A 15,697-nucleotide genomic window follows, 5' to 3' on the forward strand; every position below is an offset into this window, starting at 1 on the left:
TCGGAAAGGGTTTCAGGCGTTATAAAATTTAAGGAGCGCGGTTTGTTAACTCCGGTTTCTCCCGGATCGATCGCAAATTCCGATTTACTTCGGCGTACATCCCATATCTGACAAGGTGTTCGCTGCGCGCCCAAAGTCTCAATCGCAGTGCATAGTAAGGTAGCCGGCGCGGAGTGCGCGCCCGAATCGAGTTCCCGATTTAAAATCTAAAATCTAAAATCTAAAATCCACATGACTTTACCCAAAGCAAGGCGCGATCGCGGCAGAATACTGACAGACAAAGGATGGAAGAAAATCTGGGACGCTATTTACCTCAAATTTACCGATCGCCCCAGCTTGCAAAATATCTCGGAGCTCACAGATCCTGGATCTAATCCCAATTCTCCCTCTTTCGTCTCCACGGATACGGTGTCTAATATATTGAACCGGCGAGCACCGGCTGACAAAGCCAAAATTGAGAGTTTGTTTGCAGCTTTTGGACTGCGACTCGAAGCTGACGATCGCACTTCCGGGGATATTTCCGGCAATCTCGCGCCCGCGCCAACTCCTCAAATCCGCCAAAATTGCAGCGAATTGCCGGATATTTCGGGTTTTTGCGGCCGCCGGGAAGAATTGGGTTTGTTGAAAAACTGGATTTCGGGCGATCGCTGTCGTTTAGTTGCGATCTTCGGGATGGGGGGAATTGGCAAAACTGCACTTTGCGCGCAATTAGTCAAGCAAATTCAGCACGAGTTTGATTTTGTGATCTGGCGGAGTTTGTCAAATCAACCGAGTTGTCAAGATTTGGCGACCGGCTTAATTCAATTTATCTGCGACTGTCAGGGCAAAAAACTGCCGGAAAACCTGGGTTACGGCGTTTCCAGGCTGATCGAGTATTTGCAAGCGCACCGCTGTTTAATTGTGCTTGACGGTGTGGAAACGATTTTAGATACGGGCGGTTTGGCTGGCAAATATCGATCGGGCTACGAAGACTACGAAAAGCTGTTCAGACAAATAGCAGAATCCAACCATCAAAGCTGTTTGTTGCTTACCAGTTCCGAAAAATCAAGAGACATTGCTTTGTTGGAAGGTCAAACTCGCCCCGTGCGCTCGTATAAACTCACAGGTTTAGACAATATGGCAGCGCGGGAAATCCTGCAAGAAAGAGGCTTAGTTAAAGAAAGAGAATGGGACGAATTGATTGAATGTTATGCCGGTCATCCTTTGGCGCTGAGGATTGTTTCGGCAATGATTTTAGAGCTATTTAACGGTAAAACTTCGGAATTTATTAGAGAAAACACGGTATTTTTAGGTCAAATAAATCACATTTTATCCCAGCAATTTCAGCGGCTTTCCGTGTTGGAAACAGAGGTGATGAAGCAGTTGGCAACTGCGGGAGTGCCAATGGATCTCGCCCAATTGCGCGGGGGACTTTCTGCACCGGTTAAGACCTCGAATTTGATGGAAGTGCTGGAATCTCTGGGATGGCGATCGCTAATTGAAAAAATCACAGTCAGCGGTAATGTCGCTTTTACGTTGCAGCCTGTAGTGAGGAAATATGCGATCGAGCGATAGGTATTAGCTGGTGCGATATGCTGTGAGATAATAGTTTTCCGAGATCAGTAGACCTCTTACAAAAATAGCTAGGACGGGCAAGATGCCCATTCCACCAAAAGTTTTTTTCTTGTGGAATGGGCATCTTGCCCGTTCCGATTAAAACGACTGAGGCAAGAGATATATTACCTAAGCGGCAACTTTTGTCTTCACCAAACTGACAAAATTTGACAGCATTTTCAATCCCGTACTCGAAGACTTTTCCGGGTGAAATTGTACGGCCATCAGATTGTCTTTAGCTATAGCCGCCGTCACGTTTTGACTCCCGTGAGTCACCATTGCCGATCGCACTTCCAAATCAACAGGATCAACATAATAAGAATGCACGAAATAAACCCAAGGATCGGATGGTAAACCATCCCACAGCGACAGATTCGGCTGAGCAAATTCCAATTGATTCCATCCCATGTGTGGAATTGTCAACCCCGGTTCCGATTGAAACCTGCGTACTTTTCCCGCAATCACGCCCAATCCCGGTTCTACGCCTTCTTCGGAACTGTCAAACAGAATTTGCAAACCCAAACAAATGCCTAAAAAAGGCTTCCCCGAGGCGATCGCACTTTTTATCGGTTCTATCAAATTGCGCGATCGTAAATTCTGCATTGCCGGATCGAACGAGCCCACACCCGGCAAAACCACCGCATCAGCCTGCTCGATGGTAGCAGGAGAATCCGTAATTTTTGGCACTGCACCCACATTTTCCAAGCCTTTACAGACCGAGTGCAGATTACCCATGTCATAGTCCACTACTGCAATGACAGACATTGACTTACTTGCCTTATAGTATCAATATCAGTATTATTGCACAAAATCACCCGTAATAAAGGTTCGATCGTTCGGACTTTAGTCCGCATCAAATCCAGAGGACTTTAGTCCGAACGATCAAACCTATTTGATTGCGATCGATAGACAGGACATTATATGACTAATAAAATCCTGCTAACCTCATTTGATACTTGGCTTCCCCATCAGAAATCCAACTCTTCTGACGACTTATTAGCCAAAATTTCCCAAATGCAATCTTTGCCTAATTCCGTGATTTTTTTGAGGAAACTGCCCGTAGATGCCCAGCTAGCAGCGAATTTGGCGATCGCCCAGATCAACCAAATCCAACCCCACACCATTATCTGCTGCGGCATGGCCGAAAGCAGGTCAAAATTAACCGTAGAATCCTGCGCTTGCTGCGATACAGATATGCTGAAAACAGCAGTCAATCTCGAACCGCTAGTCGCCGATTTAGCCGCCACAGAAATCAGTCACGAAGCCGGGAAATATGTTTGCGAAGCCCTATATTATGCAGTTTTAAAGAATATTTGCGATGCTCAACTTACCGCTAAATGTATTTTCGTCCACGTCCCGATTTTAACTTCCGAAAACACCGACAAGATTGTCGCCGATTTTTTATTAATTATGCGCCGCCTAACTACAAGCAGAGACTAGAAACCGGGTTTCTTCCTATATTTCTCGTGACTCGTCCCCAAATCTCGTAGAAACCCGGTTTCTGAGGGCTTAGGTGCATGGACGAGAAACCGGGTTTCTTCGCATATTTCTCGTTACTCGTCGCACAATCTCGTAGAAACCCGGTTTCTGAGAGCTTAGGCGACGAGTAACAACTGCCAAGTAATTAACCGCCGTAATTCCAACCAGTGGTTTCCAACAGCAACGGAGCTCCCTCACGGTGAACCCCTGCACCGATAACTTCTCCCACATAAACCGTGTGATCCCCGTGTTCCACAGCACCCACAACATTGCACTCAATGTAACCCAGAGAGTCCGAAATAATCGGACAACCCGTTTCGGGCCCAGCATAAAATTCTACATCTTCAAATTTATTGCCAACGCGGCGCTGCGGCTTAAAGAAGTTCTGGGCTAACTCTTTTTGTCCTGCTTCCAGGAAACTCAAAGCAAACACACCGCTGGCTTTAATCATGGCGTGGGATTTCGAGTCTTGCTTGACGCAGTTGACGACTAAGGGAGGGGTAAAGGAAGATTGCATCACCCAGCTAGCGGTGAAACCGTTAACTTCCTCCCCGTCTTTGACACCGCAGATGTACAATCCGTGAGGGATTTTGCGCAGGATGGTCTTTTTAGCTTGTTCGTCTAGCACGGGCTTACCTGTCGATCGATAATTCTACACAGCCAGTTTACCAATGTCGCGCCCACAAACCCAACTGTCTTAAGGGCGATGCGCCACACCGAGACTGTTGAGATTGCCAATCTTGCTTTTTTCAATACCAAATTTTCTGCTTCCCGCAACATTTATTTTTATTAACCTAAATTTAGTTTCCCAGATTTTTTGACAACTAACTATCTGCTGTGTTAAAACTTGAGCTATTAATATTGCAATCTGAACGCAGTCGCTGAATCCATTAACTAAACTGGAGAAAATTCGATGACAGAATCGTTTAAGCGGAACTTTGGTTTAGGTCTTTTAGCCGTCAGTATATTATCTCTAATTTGTTTCGGCATAGTAGGGATTGGCAGAGACGGTCAACTCAATGCTGACGGTGGCGTCCTTTACGCGGCCGGACGTGCTTGGCTGATGGGTTTGAATGCTTACAACCACGATATGCTGACCAAAAGTGTAGTGGCAATCAAGGAAATTGACAACCTTCAAGATGCAGCTTTCTTTTATCCTCCTCAATCAGCCGCATTGTGTATGTTTGTCGGTCTTTTCGATTACTCAGTTGCCAAATTCGTCTGGCTCTTACTCAACTTGCTGTCAATCGCAGCGATTATTGCGATGACAGTTAGCACCATCAACGAACATCAAAATAATAATCAAAATCAACTCGGCAGTTTGGTGATGAGTGCGATGATTATCGGCAACCCATTCACTGCCCACGTTGTGTGGATGGGTCAAACTTCTTTGATAGCTTTTGCTGCAACAATGGCTGCTTGGTTCTTCAGCCAGCGGCAAAAATTTGTATTAGCAGGAATCTGTTTAGGTATAGCCAGCTTTAAACCACAACTATGCTTATTGCTCGGTATTTGGTTTTTGCTAGAACGGAACTGGAAAATATTAGCTGTAGCCTTCGCAACGGTTACAATTATGAGCGCTTACCCATTAGTGCTGTACGGCGGGCCCGTTGGGATGCTGGCAGCGTGGCATCAAGGAATTCAAGACAGCTATAGCTCTTTGCCTTTCAATCAACCGGGGTTTCAAGATAAAGTGGGCATGGAAAGTCTTTTCGCTTCTTTAGGATTGAAGATACCGGCGATCAAGATTGTGGCGGTAATTTTAGCGGTTCTGCTGTGGGTTTTCCGCAAGAGAATTAATCGCGAAGATGTCTTGGCTATCCTGATGGGTATATCCTTCACGTTTCTCGGATATACTCACGTTTACGATTATGTAGGTTTGTTCCCGATTTTGACATCCCTGTGGCTGTATTGCAACAATAACCGCAACGCTGCGCTCAGCAGTATTGCTTTAGTTTTTCTGCTCTTTTTTCCGAGACGGATATTTTTAGCGGCGGGTTTACCTTTTTTGATTCACTGGAGAACAATTGTTGTTTTGATGCTGGTAGTTGGTGTTGCTGCATTCAGCATTAAAGCTAAATCCAGTGAGGGATTGCAGCAAGAAATGGCTTGATTTTGCCAGTGGCTCAGTCAGGGCGGGTTTATAGGTATTCTGGATGTGAATTACAGATTGTTGGTGAAACCCGCTCCTACAAATAATGATTGGGAATGTTGTGTAGCAACTACTCAAAACTCTCAAACAACTCCGTGCTTTTTAAACCAATCTTGCAGCCGCTTCCAAGCATCATCAGCTTCTTTTTGTCGGTATGTGGGGCGATAGTCGGCGTTAAAACCGTGCGGCGCATCTGGATAAAGCACGATTTCGGAACCGCTGCTGCCAGTTTTGAGAACTTGCTGCATTTTCTCGACTGTATCGTTGGGAATTAAGTCGTCTTTGCCACCGTACAGCCCCAATACAGGCACTTTCAAAGTTGCTGCAAGGTCGATCGGCTGTTTGGGAGTTAAAGCCGTAGAATCGCCAACCAAACGCCCGTACCAAGCCGCACCAGCTTTGACTTTCGGGTTGTGTGCCGCGTACAGCCAGACAATTCTGCCACCCCAGCAAAACCCGGTAATCCCTAACTTATCAATATTGCCTTTTCCTGACTTTTGCGCCCAATCTACCGCAGCATCTAAATCCGACATAACTTGAGCGTCGGGAACTTTTGAGACAACTTTACTGACAATTTCTTGAATTTCGGTGATTTTAGAAACATCGCCTTGACGGGCAAACATCTCAGGGGCGATCGCCAAATAGCCTAATTTAGCAAAACGGCGGCAAATATCTTGAATGTGTGCGTGAACCCCGAAGATTTCTTGAATCACTAAAATTACTGGAAAATTGCTACCGCTGGCTGGCATTGCTCTGTATGCTGGAATTTGCCCATCTTTCACAGGAATTTTCACTTCACCTGCGACTAAATTAGTTGTATCTGTAGTAATAGTTGCCAAAGAAATCGGATGAACTGCTAAGGCAAATCCGGCGGTTAATGCGGTGACAGTGATAAATTGTCTGCGAGTTAAATCTTTCATTGGTTATTGGTTATTGGTTATTGGTTATTAGTTATTGGTTATTGGTTATTGGTTATTGGTTATTAGTTATTGGTTATTGGTTATTCTTCCATCCGCTACATCCGTTACATCCGTTACACAATCCGCTGCCGAACTTGCTTCTCTCGGAACAGCCGATCGTGCTCTGGATGATACAAGCGCGATCGCCCTTCCACTTCTTTACCCAAAGCCGGGCTAATTACATACATCGTAGTTCTAATCAACTTATTTTCGCGAGTAGCGATCGCCATTTTGTCAAGAGGAACCAGCACAATTTTCTCATCCGGCCAGCCCAACCGATAACAAATCGCCACAGGCAAATCAGACGGGTAATGTTCCATCAACTTAGCTTGAGCCTGTTCGACATGGCGCGCGCTCAAATACAGACACAAACTCGCTTGATGAGCCGCCAAACTAGCTAATTCTTCACGTTCCGGCACTTCGGTGCGGCCGCTAATTCTGGTCAAAATAATTGTCTGCACAACTCCCGGAACTGTCAACTCAATTTTAAGTTTAGCTGCCGCCAGTTGGAAAGCACTAATTCCCGGAATTACCTCAAAAGCAATTCCCGCTTCGGCCAAAGCCTGCATTTGTTCGCCCACAGCCCCGTAGAGACAGGGATCGCCGGAATGCAGACGGACGACGCTTTTGCCGTCGCGCACTCGCTCCACCATCAAAGGTACAATCTCTTCGAGAGTCTTATCCGCTGTTTGGATAACTTCAGCATCCGCACGCACCCCCTCCAAAATTTGCTTTGGGACTAGGGAATCCGCAAATAATACGACATCAGCCGCAGCCAGTAATTTTTGAGCCTTAACAGTCAACAAATCCGGGTCTCCCGGCCCTGCACCTACAATGTATACGCCTGGAATTAGGGATTGAATTTCTGTCAAACTCATGGCTGCTAAAAAAAAATTGCGAAATTTACCGGCGCTTCCGGATGCACCTATTTTGGTTGGAAGTAAGGGATGGTAGATGCACCCTGGTTTTGAACCCTAGAGACTAACGTCTCTGGGGTTTTTTATTGATCCTCTGGGGATTTGGGAGTGGAATTTGCCCGATCGCCCGTGGGTGAGACAACATCTGGCAAAGGTCGATCGACCAAATAAAGCCAAGCCAACCCACTCAATCCTAAAACTATTCCAGTCAAGCTTACCATCTGTGCAGCCCTGAGCGGCCCGAACATCAAACTATCAGTTCGCAACCCTTCAATCCAGACTCTACCGGAACTGTAAGCTGCGATGTAAACCAAAAACAAAGCACCAGTTTTTAATCTAATTTTGCCCTGCAAATCGCGGAAAAACAAAGTCAGCAGCAACCCAAATACTGTCAAATTCCACAGAGATTCGTAGAGAAATGTGGGATGGAAGTATTCAAAATTAGCATAGGCGATCGGGCGACTGTTTGCCGGAATATAGAGTTTCCAAGGCAAATCCGTAGGACTACCAAAAGCTTCTGAATTAAAGAAATTTCCCCAGCGTCCAATCGCCTGACCGAGAATTGCCGAAGGCGCGATTAAATCTGCCAATTGCCAAAAAGAAACTCGCTGGATTTTAGCAAAAATTAAAGCGGCAATCGTGCCGCCCAAAATCGCCCCGTGGATGGCAATTCCGCCTTTCCAAATCGCCACAATATCTTCAGGCCTTTGGGCGTATTGTTGCCACTCAAAAGCCACGTAGTAAATTCGAGCGCAGGGAATAGCGCCCAAAACTAGCCAAATTGCTAAATCGCCCAGCAATTCCGGGTTGACGCGGCGCTTTTCGGCCAAATATTGGGACAGACTGACCCCAATCAAGACAGCAGAAGCTATCAACAGCCCGTACCAACGGATAGCTACGGGGCCGAGTTCAAAGATAATCGGGCCCGGGGATGTAAATTGAAAGCCTAGAGGTAGCGCGAGAATATTTAGCACCATGAAAGTTGCATTATTTTTGGTGGAAAGCTGTCAAATTTGCATACCCTTTTACAAACTACAGAGTTTATTTTAGGTGGCTGCGGTCATTTACACGCAATATTTGGGGAATTTTGCCAAAAATTAACTTTGTGGCGGATATTTTTGTCAGGAGATCAGACGGCGGTTGAAACCGCGCCTACACAAACGAAGTCCGCCTCCGCGGTGTAAAGAAAGTAACGCAATTTTAACCGCCCGGTCTTGAACCCGCGCACCATCCGGGTTTTGTCTGTATAGACGCGGTTTCAACCGCCCGGTCTTTTGCATAAGTACCTTTAGGAGGATTTTCGGCAGTTTTGGTCGAGAAGTTTTAAGATAGAGGGTGGCTTTAAATTTTCTGATGACCTATGTCTCCTACTTCCGTTTCTCAGGTGTACTCTTCTGGTAATTCCAAGGGTGCGAATCAGTCTCGCAAGACTGCTGCTTTGGCTGTTGAGTCTGGTAAAATTCCGCCCTTGTTGGGCGCGAGTTTGGCTGAGTTAACGGAGTGGGTGCAGCAGCAGGGACAACCGGCTTATCGCGGCAAACAGTTGTACCAGTGGATTTATGAGAAAGGCGCGCGATCGCTCTCTGATATTTCTGTATTCTCGAAACAATGGCGCGAGACTGTTGCTAAAATTCCGATCGGGCGATCGACTATTCATTTGCGATCGGTCGCACCAGACGCTACAGTAAAGTATCTCCTAAAATTAGCAGACGGTCAAATCATTGAAACCGTCGGCATTCCCACCGACAAACGACTGACAGTGTGCGTCTCAGCCCAAGTTGGCTGCGCGATGGGCTGCGACTTTTGCGCCACCGGCAAAGGCGGTTTCAAGCGCAATTTAGAAGTGAACGAAATCGTCGATCAAGTCTTGACAGTACAGCAAGATTTCGGCCGCCGAGTCAGCCACATCGTATTTATGGGTATGGGCGAACCCCTGCTGAATTTCGATAACGTCGTAGCTGCTGTCAAGTGTTTGAATCAAGACGTAGGAATTGGACAGCGCAACATCACCATTTCCACAGTCGGAATCCGCAATCGCATCAGCCAACTAGCCGAACATCAACTGCAAGTTACCCTCGCCGTCAGCCTCCACGCTTCCAATCAAAGATTGCGCGAAGAGTTGATTCCTAGCGCCCACCCTTATCCTTTGGGTGAGTTAATGGCAGAATGCCGCGAGTATGTGCGATCGACCGGCCGTAGATTAAGCTTTGAATACGTGCTGTTAGCTAATGTGAATGACTTACCGGAACACGCAGCCGAGTTAGCAAGTCAGTTGCGCGGTTTTCAGTGCCACGTCAATCTAATTCCTTACAATCCGATTCAGGAAGCTGAATATCAGCGACCAACTCCCAATCGAATTAACCAATTTGTCACGGTTTTAAAGGAAAAGAAAATTGCAGTTAGCGTGCGGTATTCTCGCGGCTTAGAAGCAGATGCCGCCTGCGGACAATTGCGGGCATCTGAGGTTGAATAGTAGATTTTTCGTGTTAGGTAAAAAAGGTTCGTAGTGAGGACTTTAGTCCAATGGATTTGATGCGGACTAAAGTCCTGACTACGAACCTTTTTGATGCGGACTAAAGTCCTGACTACGAACCTTTTTGATGCGGACTAAAGTCCTGACTACGAACCTTTTTGATTGTGATTGTGCGAGTTGACATGATATTACAACAAACTCTACAAGCGTTTCACCAGTATCCACCGCAACTCCAACGGCGGCGTTTCTTGCACCGGAAACAAATCGCGCCCACTCGCCCAACTCACAAACCAAGGTGTCGGCGGCCAAGCAGAATCAGGCAAATGTTTTTGTTCGTATTCAATCACCGATTCATCCGAAACAATTTCTAACGGCAAACCCTCGATTGCTGCTTGCAATTCTTGCTTTGTGATGAGATAAGACCAACATAATTCAGACATTTGTTTTGCCATTTCATCAGGTTCGTACCCATCGACGGCTAAAAAAGTGCTGAATAGTATAAATCCACCACTTAACACAGCATCGGACATTTTGCCGAGGAAAAGGCGGACTTGTTCGGGATATCGAAAGTGGGAGAGAACTTCGGTAGCAATGGCTAATTTGTACCGATAGGTTTTCATCCTCAATAATGGATCTAAAACGTCCCCTTGGGTGACATTTATCGGCAAGTTTTCGGCGGTTGCTGCTGCTGATAGTTTTTCGGCAAATATGGGCGTTAGCTCGATCGCATCCACGGAATGCCCTAACCTAGCTAAAGGCAGACTATTGCGCCCTGGGCCCGCACCGACATCTAAAATAGGCGCTTTACCCGGTTCCCCTAATTCGGCAGCTACGGCGATGACTTTGGCATCGGGAAAGCTGCCAAATAAAGGTTCGGGGCGAATATCCGGCCAGCTATGATATTTCTGGGCCATTGATTCGACTTGAATCTTGGTATTCAGAGTAATGCCGCCGGCTAAACCAGTTTGGGAATTGGCGGGAAAGTATGAGACTATGAGATTAGCGTGGGGAGAATTTTTGAATCCTTCTGCTAAGGCGTTGGCGATTAATATTCGCAAGTTTTGGGTTTGCGCGGCGTCGAGGTTTTGCCCTAGAATGTTTAAGAAGTCTGAGAGTAATTTCAGATAGTCGTCTAACATCGATGGCACGCAAGGCAGATAAAATTCTCCCTTGATGCCGATGTTCTTTTTGAGCCTTTCTTTGAGGATTAATTTTAGGCGATTGGAGTCTGTCAGCGGCGGGCAACTTTCGGGCGATTCGGGGACAGATGCAGCACTGGTAAGGTTTTTAGTCACAATGTTTTTGATGGGATTCGGCAATAAGTGCGATCGCACCTACCATAATTTTATGCTCTTGCACCTGAATTCGAGCGTGCAAGGTTTCTGCGGTATCATCCGGCAAGACAGGCACCGCAGCCTGCATTAAAATCGGCCCGCTGTCTACTTCCAAATGAGCGATATGCACCGTACATCCCGTTATTTTAACCTTGGCAGCGAGTGCTTGCTCAACGGCGCGAATTCCTGGAAAACTCGGTAGCAGACTGGGGTGAATATTAATAACTTTGTCGTGAAAAGCATCGAGCAAAACTTTGGTAACAATTCGCATCCAACCTGCCATCACTACCCATTCTACATCATATTCTTGGAAAGTCTTAACAATTTTTGTATCTAATTCTTCGCGGGTTTTGCAGTCGCGGTGATTGAGCAAAATCGAGGGGATGCCGTATTTTTCGGCGCGGGCTGCGGCTTTCGCTTCGGGATTGTTGTAAATTAATACTGGGATTTGAACATTAAGTTGTCCCTTTTTGATAGCTTCGGCAATTACCTCGAAGTTGCTGCCGCTTCCTGAAGCTAAAACTCCTATTTTTAAGGGAGGATTAGCGGGAGAGGTAGAAGGAAAGCCAATCTCAGGAGAAATCAGGCTGGGAGTGGAATTAACAGATACTGGATTAGCGGTCATAAATGTTAGCAAAAATATTCACTCCTATTCTACAATATTATCAAAAAACTCTTCCCTCAGCAGCGAATAAATTTTCAGATCCCAATATCTGCCTTTGACAAATAGCTGCTGTCGCAAAATCCCTTCCAATTGCATCCCCACTTTTTCCATCACCCTAGCCGAAGCAATATTGTTAACTTTACATCGAGCCGCAATTCGATTCAGCAACATCTCCCGAAAGCCAAATTCAATAACTGCATTGACAGCCTCGCTCATATATCCTTGGCCCCAATATTTCCCAGAAAGTGCGTAGCCAAGTTCGCCGCGGCTGTGCGTCATGCTCCATTCGACAAATCCGCAAGTGCCGATCAACTTTTTATCGGCTTTGTGGACGATTCCCCAATCTACAAGCTCTCGTCTTTTGTACATTTTTGTAATTGACTTGAGAAAGTATTTCGTGTCTTCGAGCGAGGTGTGTGTTGACCACATTGTGTATTCTGATACTTCGGGGTTTGAGGCATACTCAAACATATCGCTGGCATCGTTTAAAGTGATTTTTCGGAGCAGGAGTCTGTCAGTTTCTATAGTGGGTAAATTCGCTAATATATCGAGAAGGTTCATTGTGAGATTGACCTAGATTGTGATACCATTTAAAACTAAAAGCTAAAATTTACAAGCCAATGGTTCCGATTAAATTTGGGCGTTTTAACTGGTTGGACAATGAGTCGATCGCAGCTTGGACATTTCTGGCCCCAGCTTTGCTATTTCTGGGTACTTTTTTGATTTGGCCGATCGCCTATTTATTCTACCTCAGCTTTACCAGCGGCAGCTTTACCCAGTCGGGAGTGCGTTTGATTGGCCCCAACAACTACTGGCGCCTCATCACAAACCCGGATTTTTGGCAAGTCCTCCAAAACACGCTCTATTTTACTACCGCCACAGTCATTCCCAGTTTAATAATTCCTTTGGGTTTGGCAGTTTTGCTAAATCGCTCGTTTGCTTGGCGGGGAGCTCTCCGCACTGCTTATTTTATCCCTTCGATTACCTCTTTAGTTGCCGTTGGGTTGGGTTGGCGGTGGTTGTTTCAAGCGGAAGGCCCGGTGAATAGTCTGTTAATGGCGATCGGCTTAAATCCTATTCCTTGGCTCAGCAGCACAGTTTGGGCAATGCCAGTCCTAATTCTACTAAGTATTTGGAAACAATTAGGCTTTAATATGATAGTATTTTTAGCAGGATTGCAAGCAATTCCGGTAAATCGTTACGAAGCAGCAGAATTGGATGGAGCTAATGCTTGGCAGCAATTTTGGTACATCACTTTACCAGGTTTGCGGCCGACTCTAGTATTTGCTACCGTCACTACAGCTATTTTTACTCTGCGGAGTTTCGAGCAAGTTTACGTCATCACCGGCGGCGGCCCTTTGAACTCTACTAATTTGCTAGTTTATTATATTTACGAGCAAGCTTTTTCCCAATTTGATTTTGGTTATGCAGCCGCAGCCGCAACTTTCCTGATGGCCATAGCTTTGATATTAGTTTATGTTCAGCTAAAAGTCTGGGGCGAAGAATCCTAAATTAGGCAAGGACACTGCCATTAGTGTCAAGTTAAGACTAAAATCCCTCACAAATCTCGCTGATCGCGTAGTCTCGATCCCCCTAAATCCCCCGAAAGCAAGGGGGACTTTGAAGCTCTTGTCCCCCCCTTCTTAAGGGGGGTTAGGGGGGATCGAGAGGCTCATGTTAAGCGACAAAATATTGGTAACTTTTGATCTTAATGCAAATAATACGTTCCTAGTTGGCATAAAACATACTTCGGATAGAGAGCAAAAATATCAGCGATTTGTTATCGTAGAAATGGTATAATTTAAATTATTCAAGCTATGCCGAGAATTATTCGCCATCGCGCCACAAAAATCTGTCTTGTGTGTCTTGCTTGCTTGTTAGTAATTGCTGTTTCGCCAATTTTTACGCCCGCCCAATCGACCAGTCAATTAGAGTTTCGGATTACTCAATTAGAAAGTCAAATTGCTGAACTCCGGGGACAAATCTACAGTTTGCAGTCTCAAGGTTCTGGAGTTAACCGGTCTGGATCTCCGAACCGCCCGGGTTCTAGTCGGACAAATCCTAGAATGCTTTCGGCAGATCCGATGTTTGACAATTTAGCAACTTTGGCAATTGAAACTAAGCAGGATGTGATCAAAATTCAAGAGCGGTTGTCTAAGCTAGAAGCTTCTAGAAGTCGTTAGTCATTAGTCATTAGTCATTTGTCATTAGGAAGAAGGAAGAAGGAAGAAGGAAGAAGGAAGAAGGAAGAAGGAAAAATTATCCCACTCTCCCACTCGCGCACTCCCCCCTTCTCCCCCTCTCTGACTTTGAGATGCCCAAAAGCAGGGTCTGCTAAAAGTCAACTTGCAGAACTATTCAATGATATGGAAATAAAAGGCTGCAACCACAAAATTGATAGCTAACAGCAACAGATACCAGCCTGTGCGAAAGGTGTAAGGGAATTTGCCCGTTTTCATCACGGAGTCGGATTTTAATTGGTTCTTTGCTATCTCTGCCATAATTCAAGCTCCTAATTCACAAGTCACTGTATTCACAAATAGCAGAGAGCGTGGCACATTGGCACAATCTTAGAGTGTTATTTTTTGTAACTAGGAGTTTATACCGAGTTGAATTGAGATTGCTTTTAGTCGATCGCTCCGGCGTGGTAGGAACTGCGGACGAGAGGCCCCGATCGCACGCGCTCAAACCCCATGTCGCGGGCGATCGACCCGAAACGGTCAAATTCGGCTGGTGTCCAGTATTTGCGTACTGGGAGGTGTTCTAGAGATGGTCTCATGTATTGACCGAGGGTGAGTCGATCGCACTTGGCATCCCGCAAATCAACCATCGCTTCCACAACCTCGGCCTCCGTTTCCCCGTGCCCCAACATCAAACCGGATTTGGTGGGAATACTTGGGTCATATTCCTTGACAATGCGCAAAACGTCGATCGACCGATCGTACTTCGCCCCCCTCCGCACCGGCCCTTGCAAGCGGCGCACCGTCTCAATATTGTGGTTGTAACAAGCCGGTTTCGCCTCTACCACCGTCCGAATCCGTTCTCGCTGCAACTCATCCAAACCGGAATTCTCCGCCTCAGCAGTCCTCCCTAGTCCTCCCCAAAAATCTGGCGTTAGTACCTCAACTTCAGTATCGGGGTTTAAATGGCGGATTTGGGCGATCGTCAACGCAAACCAACCCGCGCCCCCATCCGGCAAATCATCCCTCGCCACCGAAGTCAGAACCGCATAGCGCAAACCCAATAACTGCACCGCCTCGGCTACCTTCTGCGGTTCCTCCGGGTCGAGGGGCATCGGAGAATGACCTTTATCTACTTGACAAAAAGCACAAGCACGGGTGCAAGTCTGCCCCATCAACAAAAAAGTCGCCGTTTTTTGGGCGTAGCACTCCCCCCGGTTGGGACATCTGCCTTCTTCGCAAATCGTGTGAATTTGCCGCTGTTTGATAATTTTCTGCACTTCGGAAAGTTCGCTGGCTTTGCCAATGGGCCGTCGCAGCCAATCCGGCATCGCCTCGATTTCACTCCGCATTTGGGCGGCAGTTGCTTTGACAGTAGGAGTTTGAGGAGTTTGGGGCGACATAAGATCGAGTAGGAGTCAGTTAATATATTCGATCGTATCCGAAATCAAAGTCCCTGAACTTGTAGCAGCCAGGCGCGCAATCAGAATCGCGCGCGAGGTTGGAGCAAAACTCAACTAGCGCACAATTCTAGGTAGAATTCTCTTAGAGATATACTGAAGGTTGCCAATCACAAGACCACACGGTTCGCGGCTTTCCTCAGAGACTTCAGTCCTTCCCAGGAAAGCGACTCCGGGGACTTTAGTCCCGGTAGTCTGCGATCTATAATCTAGAGGCGACTAAGTAAATCTGTCTGCGTGACGAACCATCCTCCTACGGAAAAATTCCGGCCACTTAGTACACGCATTGAAGTGTAAAACAACAAGAGCAAGTAACAGCAGGATGGGGAGCGTACCGAACTGGTGAAAGCGCTAGACCCAGAAAGCATTTGAAAAGGATAACGTCAGCGCGATTGCAGCATCGAAAGATAGTTGTTTTGAGCGAAAACGAGGCACCTTGACAATGCCTTTGAAGATTGGTTTCTGATCTATTCAAAAATCTCAGTG

General features: G+C 46.4%; 16 protein-coding genes. 6 read left to right on the forward strand and 10 right to left on the reverse strand.

What is annotated here, in order from left to right:
* Nucleotides 1-231 precede the first annotated feature (231 nt).
* Nucleotides 232-1,554 carry an NB-ARC domain-containing protein gene (locus QUB68_RS23390; RefSeq protein WP_332996928.1) on the forward strand — a complete coding sequence of 441 codons (1,323 nt, stop codon included), beginning with the start codon at nt 232-234 and terminating at the stop codon, nt 1,552-1,554.
* A gap of 168 nt (nt 1,555-1,722) precedes the next feature.
* On the opposite strand, the gene hisH is transcribed toward QUB68_RS23390, so the two are convergent.
* A complete protein-coding gene (gene hisH / locus QUB68_RS23395) occupies nt 1,723-2,358 on the reverse strand; it encodes an imidazole glycerol phosphate synthase subunit HisH (RefSeq protein WP_332996930.1) in 636 nt (211 codons plus the stop codon).
* Nucleotides 2,359-2,514: 156 nt separating this feature from the next.
* Here hisH and QUB68_RS23400 point away from each other — a divergent pair, with 156 nt between their 5' ends.
* Complete coding sequence (locus tag QUB68_RS23400) at nt 2,515-3,033, forward strand: pyroglutamyl-peptidase I family protein (protein ID WP_332996932.1); 519 nt, start codon at nt 2,515-2,517, stop codon at nt 3,031-3,033.
* Between the two features lie 184 nt (nt 3,034-3,217).
* On the opposite strand, the gene QUB68_RS23405 is transcribed toward QUB68_RS23400, so the two are convergent.
* Nucleotides 3,218-3,700: a flavin reductase family protein gene (locus tag QUB68_RS23405; RefSeq protein ID WP_332996934.1), complete on the reverse strand. Its 483-nt coding sequence runs from the start codon at nt 3,698-3,700 to the stop codon at nt 3,218-3,220.
* 285 nt (nt 3,701-3,985) lie between these two features.
* On the opposite strand from QUB68_RS23405, the gene QUB68_RS23410 reads away from it, so the two are divergent.
* The gene (locus QUB68_RS23410; protein ID WP_332996936.1) at nt 3,986-5,185 is read left to right on the forward strand and encodes a glycosyltransferase family 87 protein; all 1,200 of its coding nucleotides are present in this window, start codon (nt 3,986-3,988) and stop codon (nt 5,183-5,185) included.
* A gap of 122 nt (nt 5,186-5,307) precedes the next feature.
* Here QUB68_RS23410 and QUB68_RS23415 read toward each other — a convergent pair whose 3' ends face one another.
* The 3 genes from QUB68_RS23415 to lgt form a co-directional block, all read right to left on the reverse strand.
* Nucleotides 5,308-6,144, reverse strand: a complete 837-nt coding sequence (locus tag QUB68_RS23415) for a dienelactone hydrolase family protein (protein WP_332996938.1) — start codon at nt 6,142-6,144, stop codon at nt 5,308-5,310.
* A 113-nt stretch (nt 6,145-6,257) separates the two neighbouring features.
* Nucleotides 6,258-7,061, reverse strand: coding sequence for a precorrin-4 C(11)-methyltransferase (cobM, locus tag QUB68_RS23420; protein ID WP_332996940.1), 804 nt, complete (start codon nt 7,059-7,061; stop codon nt 6,258-6,260).
* 122 nt (nt 7,062-7,183) lie between these two features.
* The gene (gene lgt, locus QUB68_RS23425; RefSeq protein WP_332996942.1) at nt 7,184-8,077 is read right to left on the reverse strand and encodes a prolipoprotein diacylglyceryl transferase; all 894 of its coding nucleotides are present in this window, start codon (nt 8,075-8,077) and stop codon (nt 7,184-7,186) included.
* Between the two features lie 383 nt (nt 8,078-8,460).
* On the opposite strand from lgt, the gene rlmN reads away from it, so the two are divergent.
* Nucleotides 8,461-9,573 carry a 23S rRNA (adenine(2503)-C(2))-methyltransferase RlmN gene (rlmN, locus tag QUB68_RS23430; protein ID WP_332996944.1) on the forward strand — a complete coding sequence of 371 codons (1,113 nt, stop codon included), beginning with the start codon at nt 8,461-8,463 and terminating at the stop codon, nt 9,571-9,573.
* 200 nt (nt 9,574-9,773) lie between these two features.
* On the opposite strand, the gene QUB68_RS23435 is transcribed toward rlmN, so the two are convergent.
* Genes QUB68_RS23435 through QUB68_RS23445 form a run of 3 tightly spaced genes read right to left on the reverse strand, consistent with a single transcriptional unit; the run spans nt 9,774 to nt 12,132 of the window.
* Nucleotides 9,774-10,868 (reverse strand): class I SAM-dependent methyltransferase, encoded by a 1,095-nt coding sequence (locus QUB68_RS23435; protein WP_332996946.1) that lies wholly within the window; start codon nt 10,866-10,868, stop codon nt 9,774-9,776.
* Nucleotides 10,861-11,532, reverse strand: a complete 672-nt coding sequence (purN, locus tag QUB68_RS23440; RefSeq protein ID WP_332996948.1) for a phosphoribosylglycinamide formyltransferase — start codon at nt 11,530-11,532, stop codon at nt 10,861-10,863. The genes QUB68_RS23435 and purN overlap by 8 nt, the downstream gene beginning before the upstream one ends.
* A gap of 24 nt (nt 11,533-11,556) precedes the next feature.
* Nucleotides 11,557-12,132 carry a GNAT family N-acetyltransferase gene (locus QUB68_RS23445; protein ID WP_332996950.1) on the reverse strand — a complete coding sequence of 192 codons (576 nt, stop codon included), beginning with the start codon at nt 12,130-12,132 and terminating at the stop codon, nt 11,557-11,559.
* Between the two features lie 59 nt (nt 12,133-12,191).
* Between QUB68_RS23445 and QUB68_RS23450 the strand changes: the two genes are divergently transcribed.
* Nucleotides 12,192-13,082, forward strand: coding sequence for a carbohydrate ABC transporter permease (locus QUB68_RS23450; RefSeq protein WP_332996952.1), 891 nt, complete (start codon nt 12,192-12,194; stop codon nt 13,080-13,082).
* 306 nt (nt 13,083-13,388) lie between these two features.
* Nucleotides 13,389-13,754 (forward strand): hypothetical protein, encoded by a 366-nt coding sequence (locus QUB68_RS23455; protein ID WP_332996954.1) that lies wholly within the window; start codon nt 13,389-13,391, stop codon nt 13,752-13,754.
* A gap of 171 nt (nt 13,755-13,925) precedes the next feature.
* Here QUB68_RS23455 and QUB68_RS23460 read toward each other — a convergent pair whose 3' ends face one another.
* Nucleotides 13,926-14,072 carry a photosystem I protein PsaX gene (locus QUB68_RS23460; RefSeq protein WP_332996956.1) on the reverse strand — a complete coding sequence of 49 codons (147 nt, stop codon included), beginning with the start codon at nt 14,070-14,072 and terminating at the stop codon, nt 13,926-13,928.
* A gap of 125 nt (nt 14,073-14,197) precedes the next feature.
* Entirely contained in the window at nt 14,198-15,154 is a 957-nt protein-coding gene (lipA, locus tag QUB68_RS23465) for a lipoyl synthase (RefSeq protein WP_332996959.1), read from the reverse strand.
* Nucleotides 15,155-15,697: the final 543 nt, after the last annotated feature.

The organism is Microcoleus sp. A006_D1 (assembly GCF_036702805.1).
Taxonomy (GTDB): Bacteria; Cyanobacteriota; Cyanobacteriia; order Cyanobacteriales; family Microcoleaceae; genus Microcoleus.

Excerpts from the sequence above, each read along its gene's own strand:
- QUB68_RS23445 (WP_332996950.1), bottom strand. The coding sequence starts at position 12,132 with ATGAACCTTCTCGATATATTAGCGAATTTACCCACTATAGAAACTGAC.
- lgt (WP_332996942.1), bottom strand. The coding sequence starts at position 8,077 with ATGGTGCTAAATATTCTCGCGCTACCTCTAGGCTTTCAATTTACATCC.
- purN (WP_332996948.1), bottom strand. The coding sequence starts at position 11,532 with ATGACCGCTAATCCAGTATCTGTTAATTCCACTCCCAGCCTGATTTCT.
- cobM (WP_332996940.1), bottom strand. The coding sequence starts at position 7,061 with ATGAGTTTGACAGAAATTCAATCCCTAATTCCAGGCGTATACATTGTA.
- QUB68_RS23450 (WP_332996952.1), top strand. The coding sequence starts at position 12,192 with ATGGTTCCGATTAAATTTGGGCGTTTTAACTGGTTGGACAATGAGTCG.
- QUB68_RS23455 (WP_332996954.1), top strand. The coding sequence starts at position 13,389 with ATGCCGAGAATTATTCGCCATCGCGCCACAAAAATCTGTCTTGTGTGT.
- QUB68_RS23410 (WP_332996936.1), top strand. The coding sequence starts at position 3,986 with ATGACAGAATCGTTTAAGCGGAACTTTGGTTTAGGTCTTTTAGCCGTC.
- QUB68_RS23415 (WP_332996938.1), bottom strand. The coding sequence starts at position 6,144 with ATGAAAGATTTAACTCGCAGACAATTTATCACTGTCACCGCATTAACC.
- rlmN (WP_332996944.1), top strand. The coding sequence starts at position 8,461 with ATGTCTCCTACTTCCGTTTCTCAGGTGTACTCTTCTGGTAATTCCAAG.
- hisH (WP_332996930.1), bottom strand. The coding sequence starts at position 2,358 with ATGTCTGTCATTGCAGTAGTGGACTATGACATGGGTAATCTGCACTCG.
- QUB68_RS23460 (WP_332996956.1), bottom strand. The coding sequence starts at position 14,072 with ATGGCAGAGATAGCAAAGAACCAATTAAAATCCGACTCCGTGATGAAA.
- QUB68_RS23400 (WP_332996932.1), top strand. The coding sequence starts at position 2,515 with ATGACTAATAAAATCCTGCTAACCTCATTTGATACTTGGCTTCCCCAT.
- QUB68_RS23390 (WP_332996928.1), top strand. The coding sequence starts at position 232 with ATGACTTTACCCAAAGCAAGGCGCGATCGCGGCAGAATACTGACAGAC.
- lipA (WP_332996959.1), bottom strand. The coding sequence starts at position 15,154 with ATGTCGCCCCAAACTCCTCAAACTCCTACTGTCAAAGCAACTGCCGCC.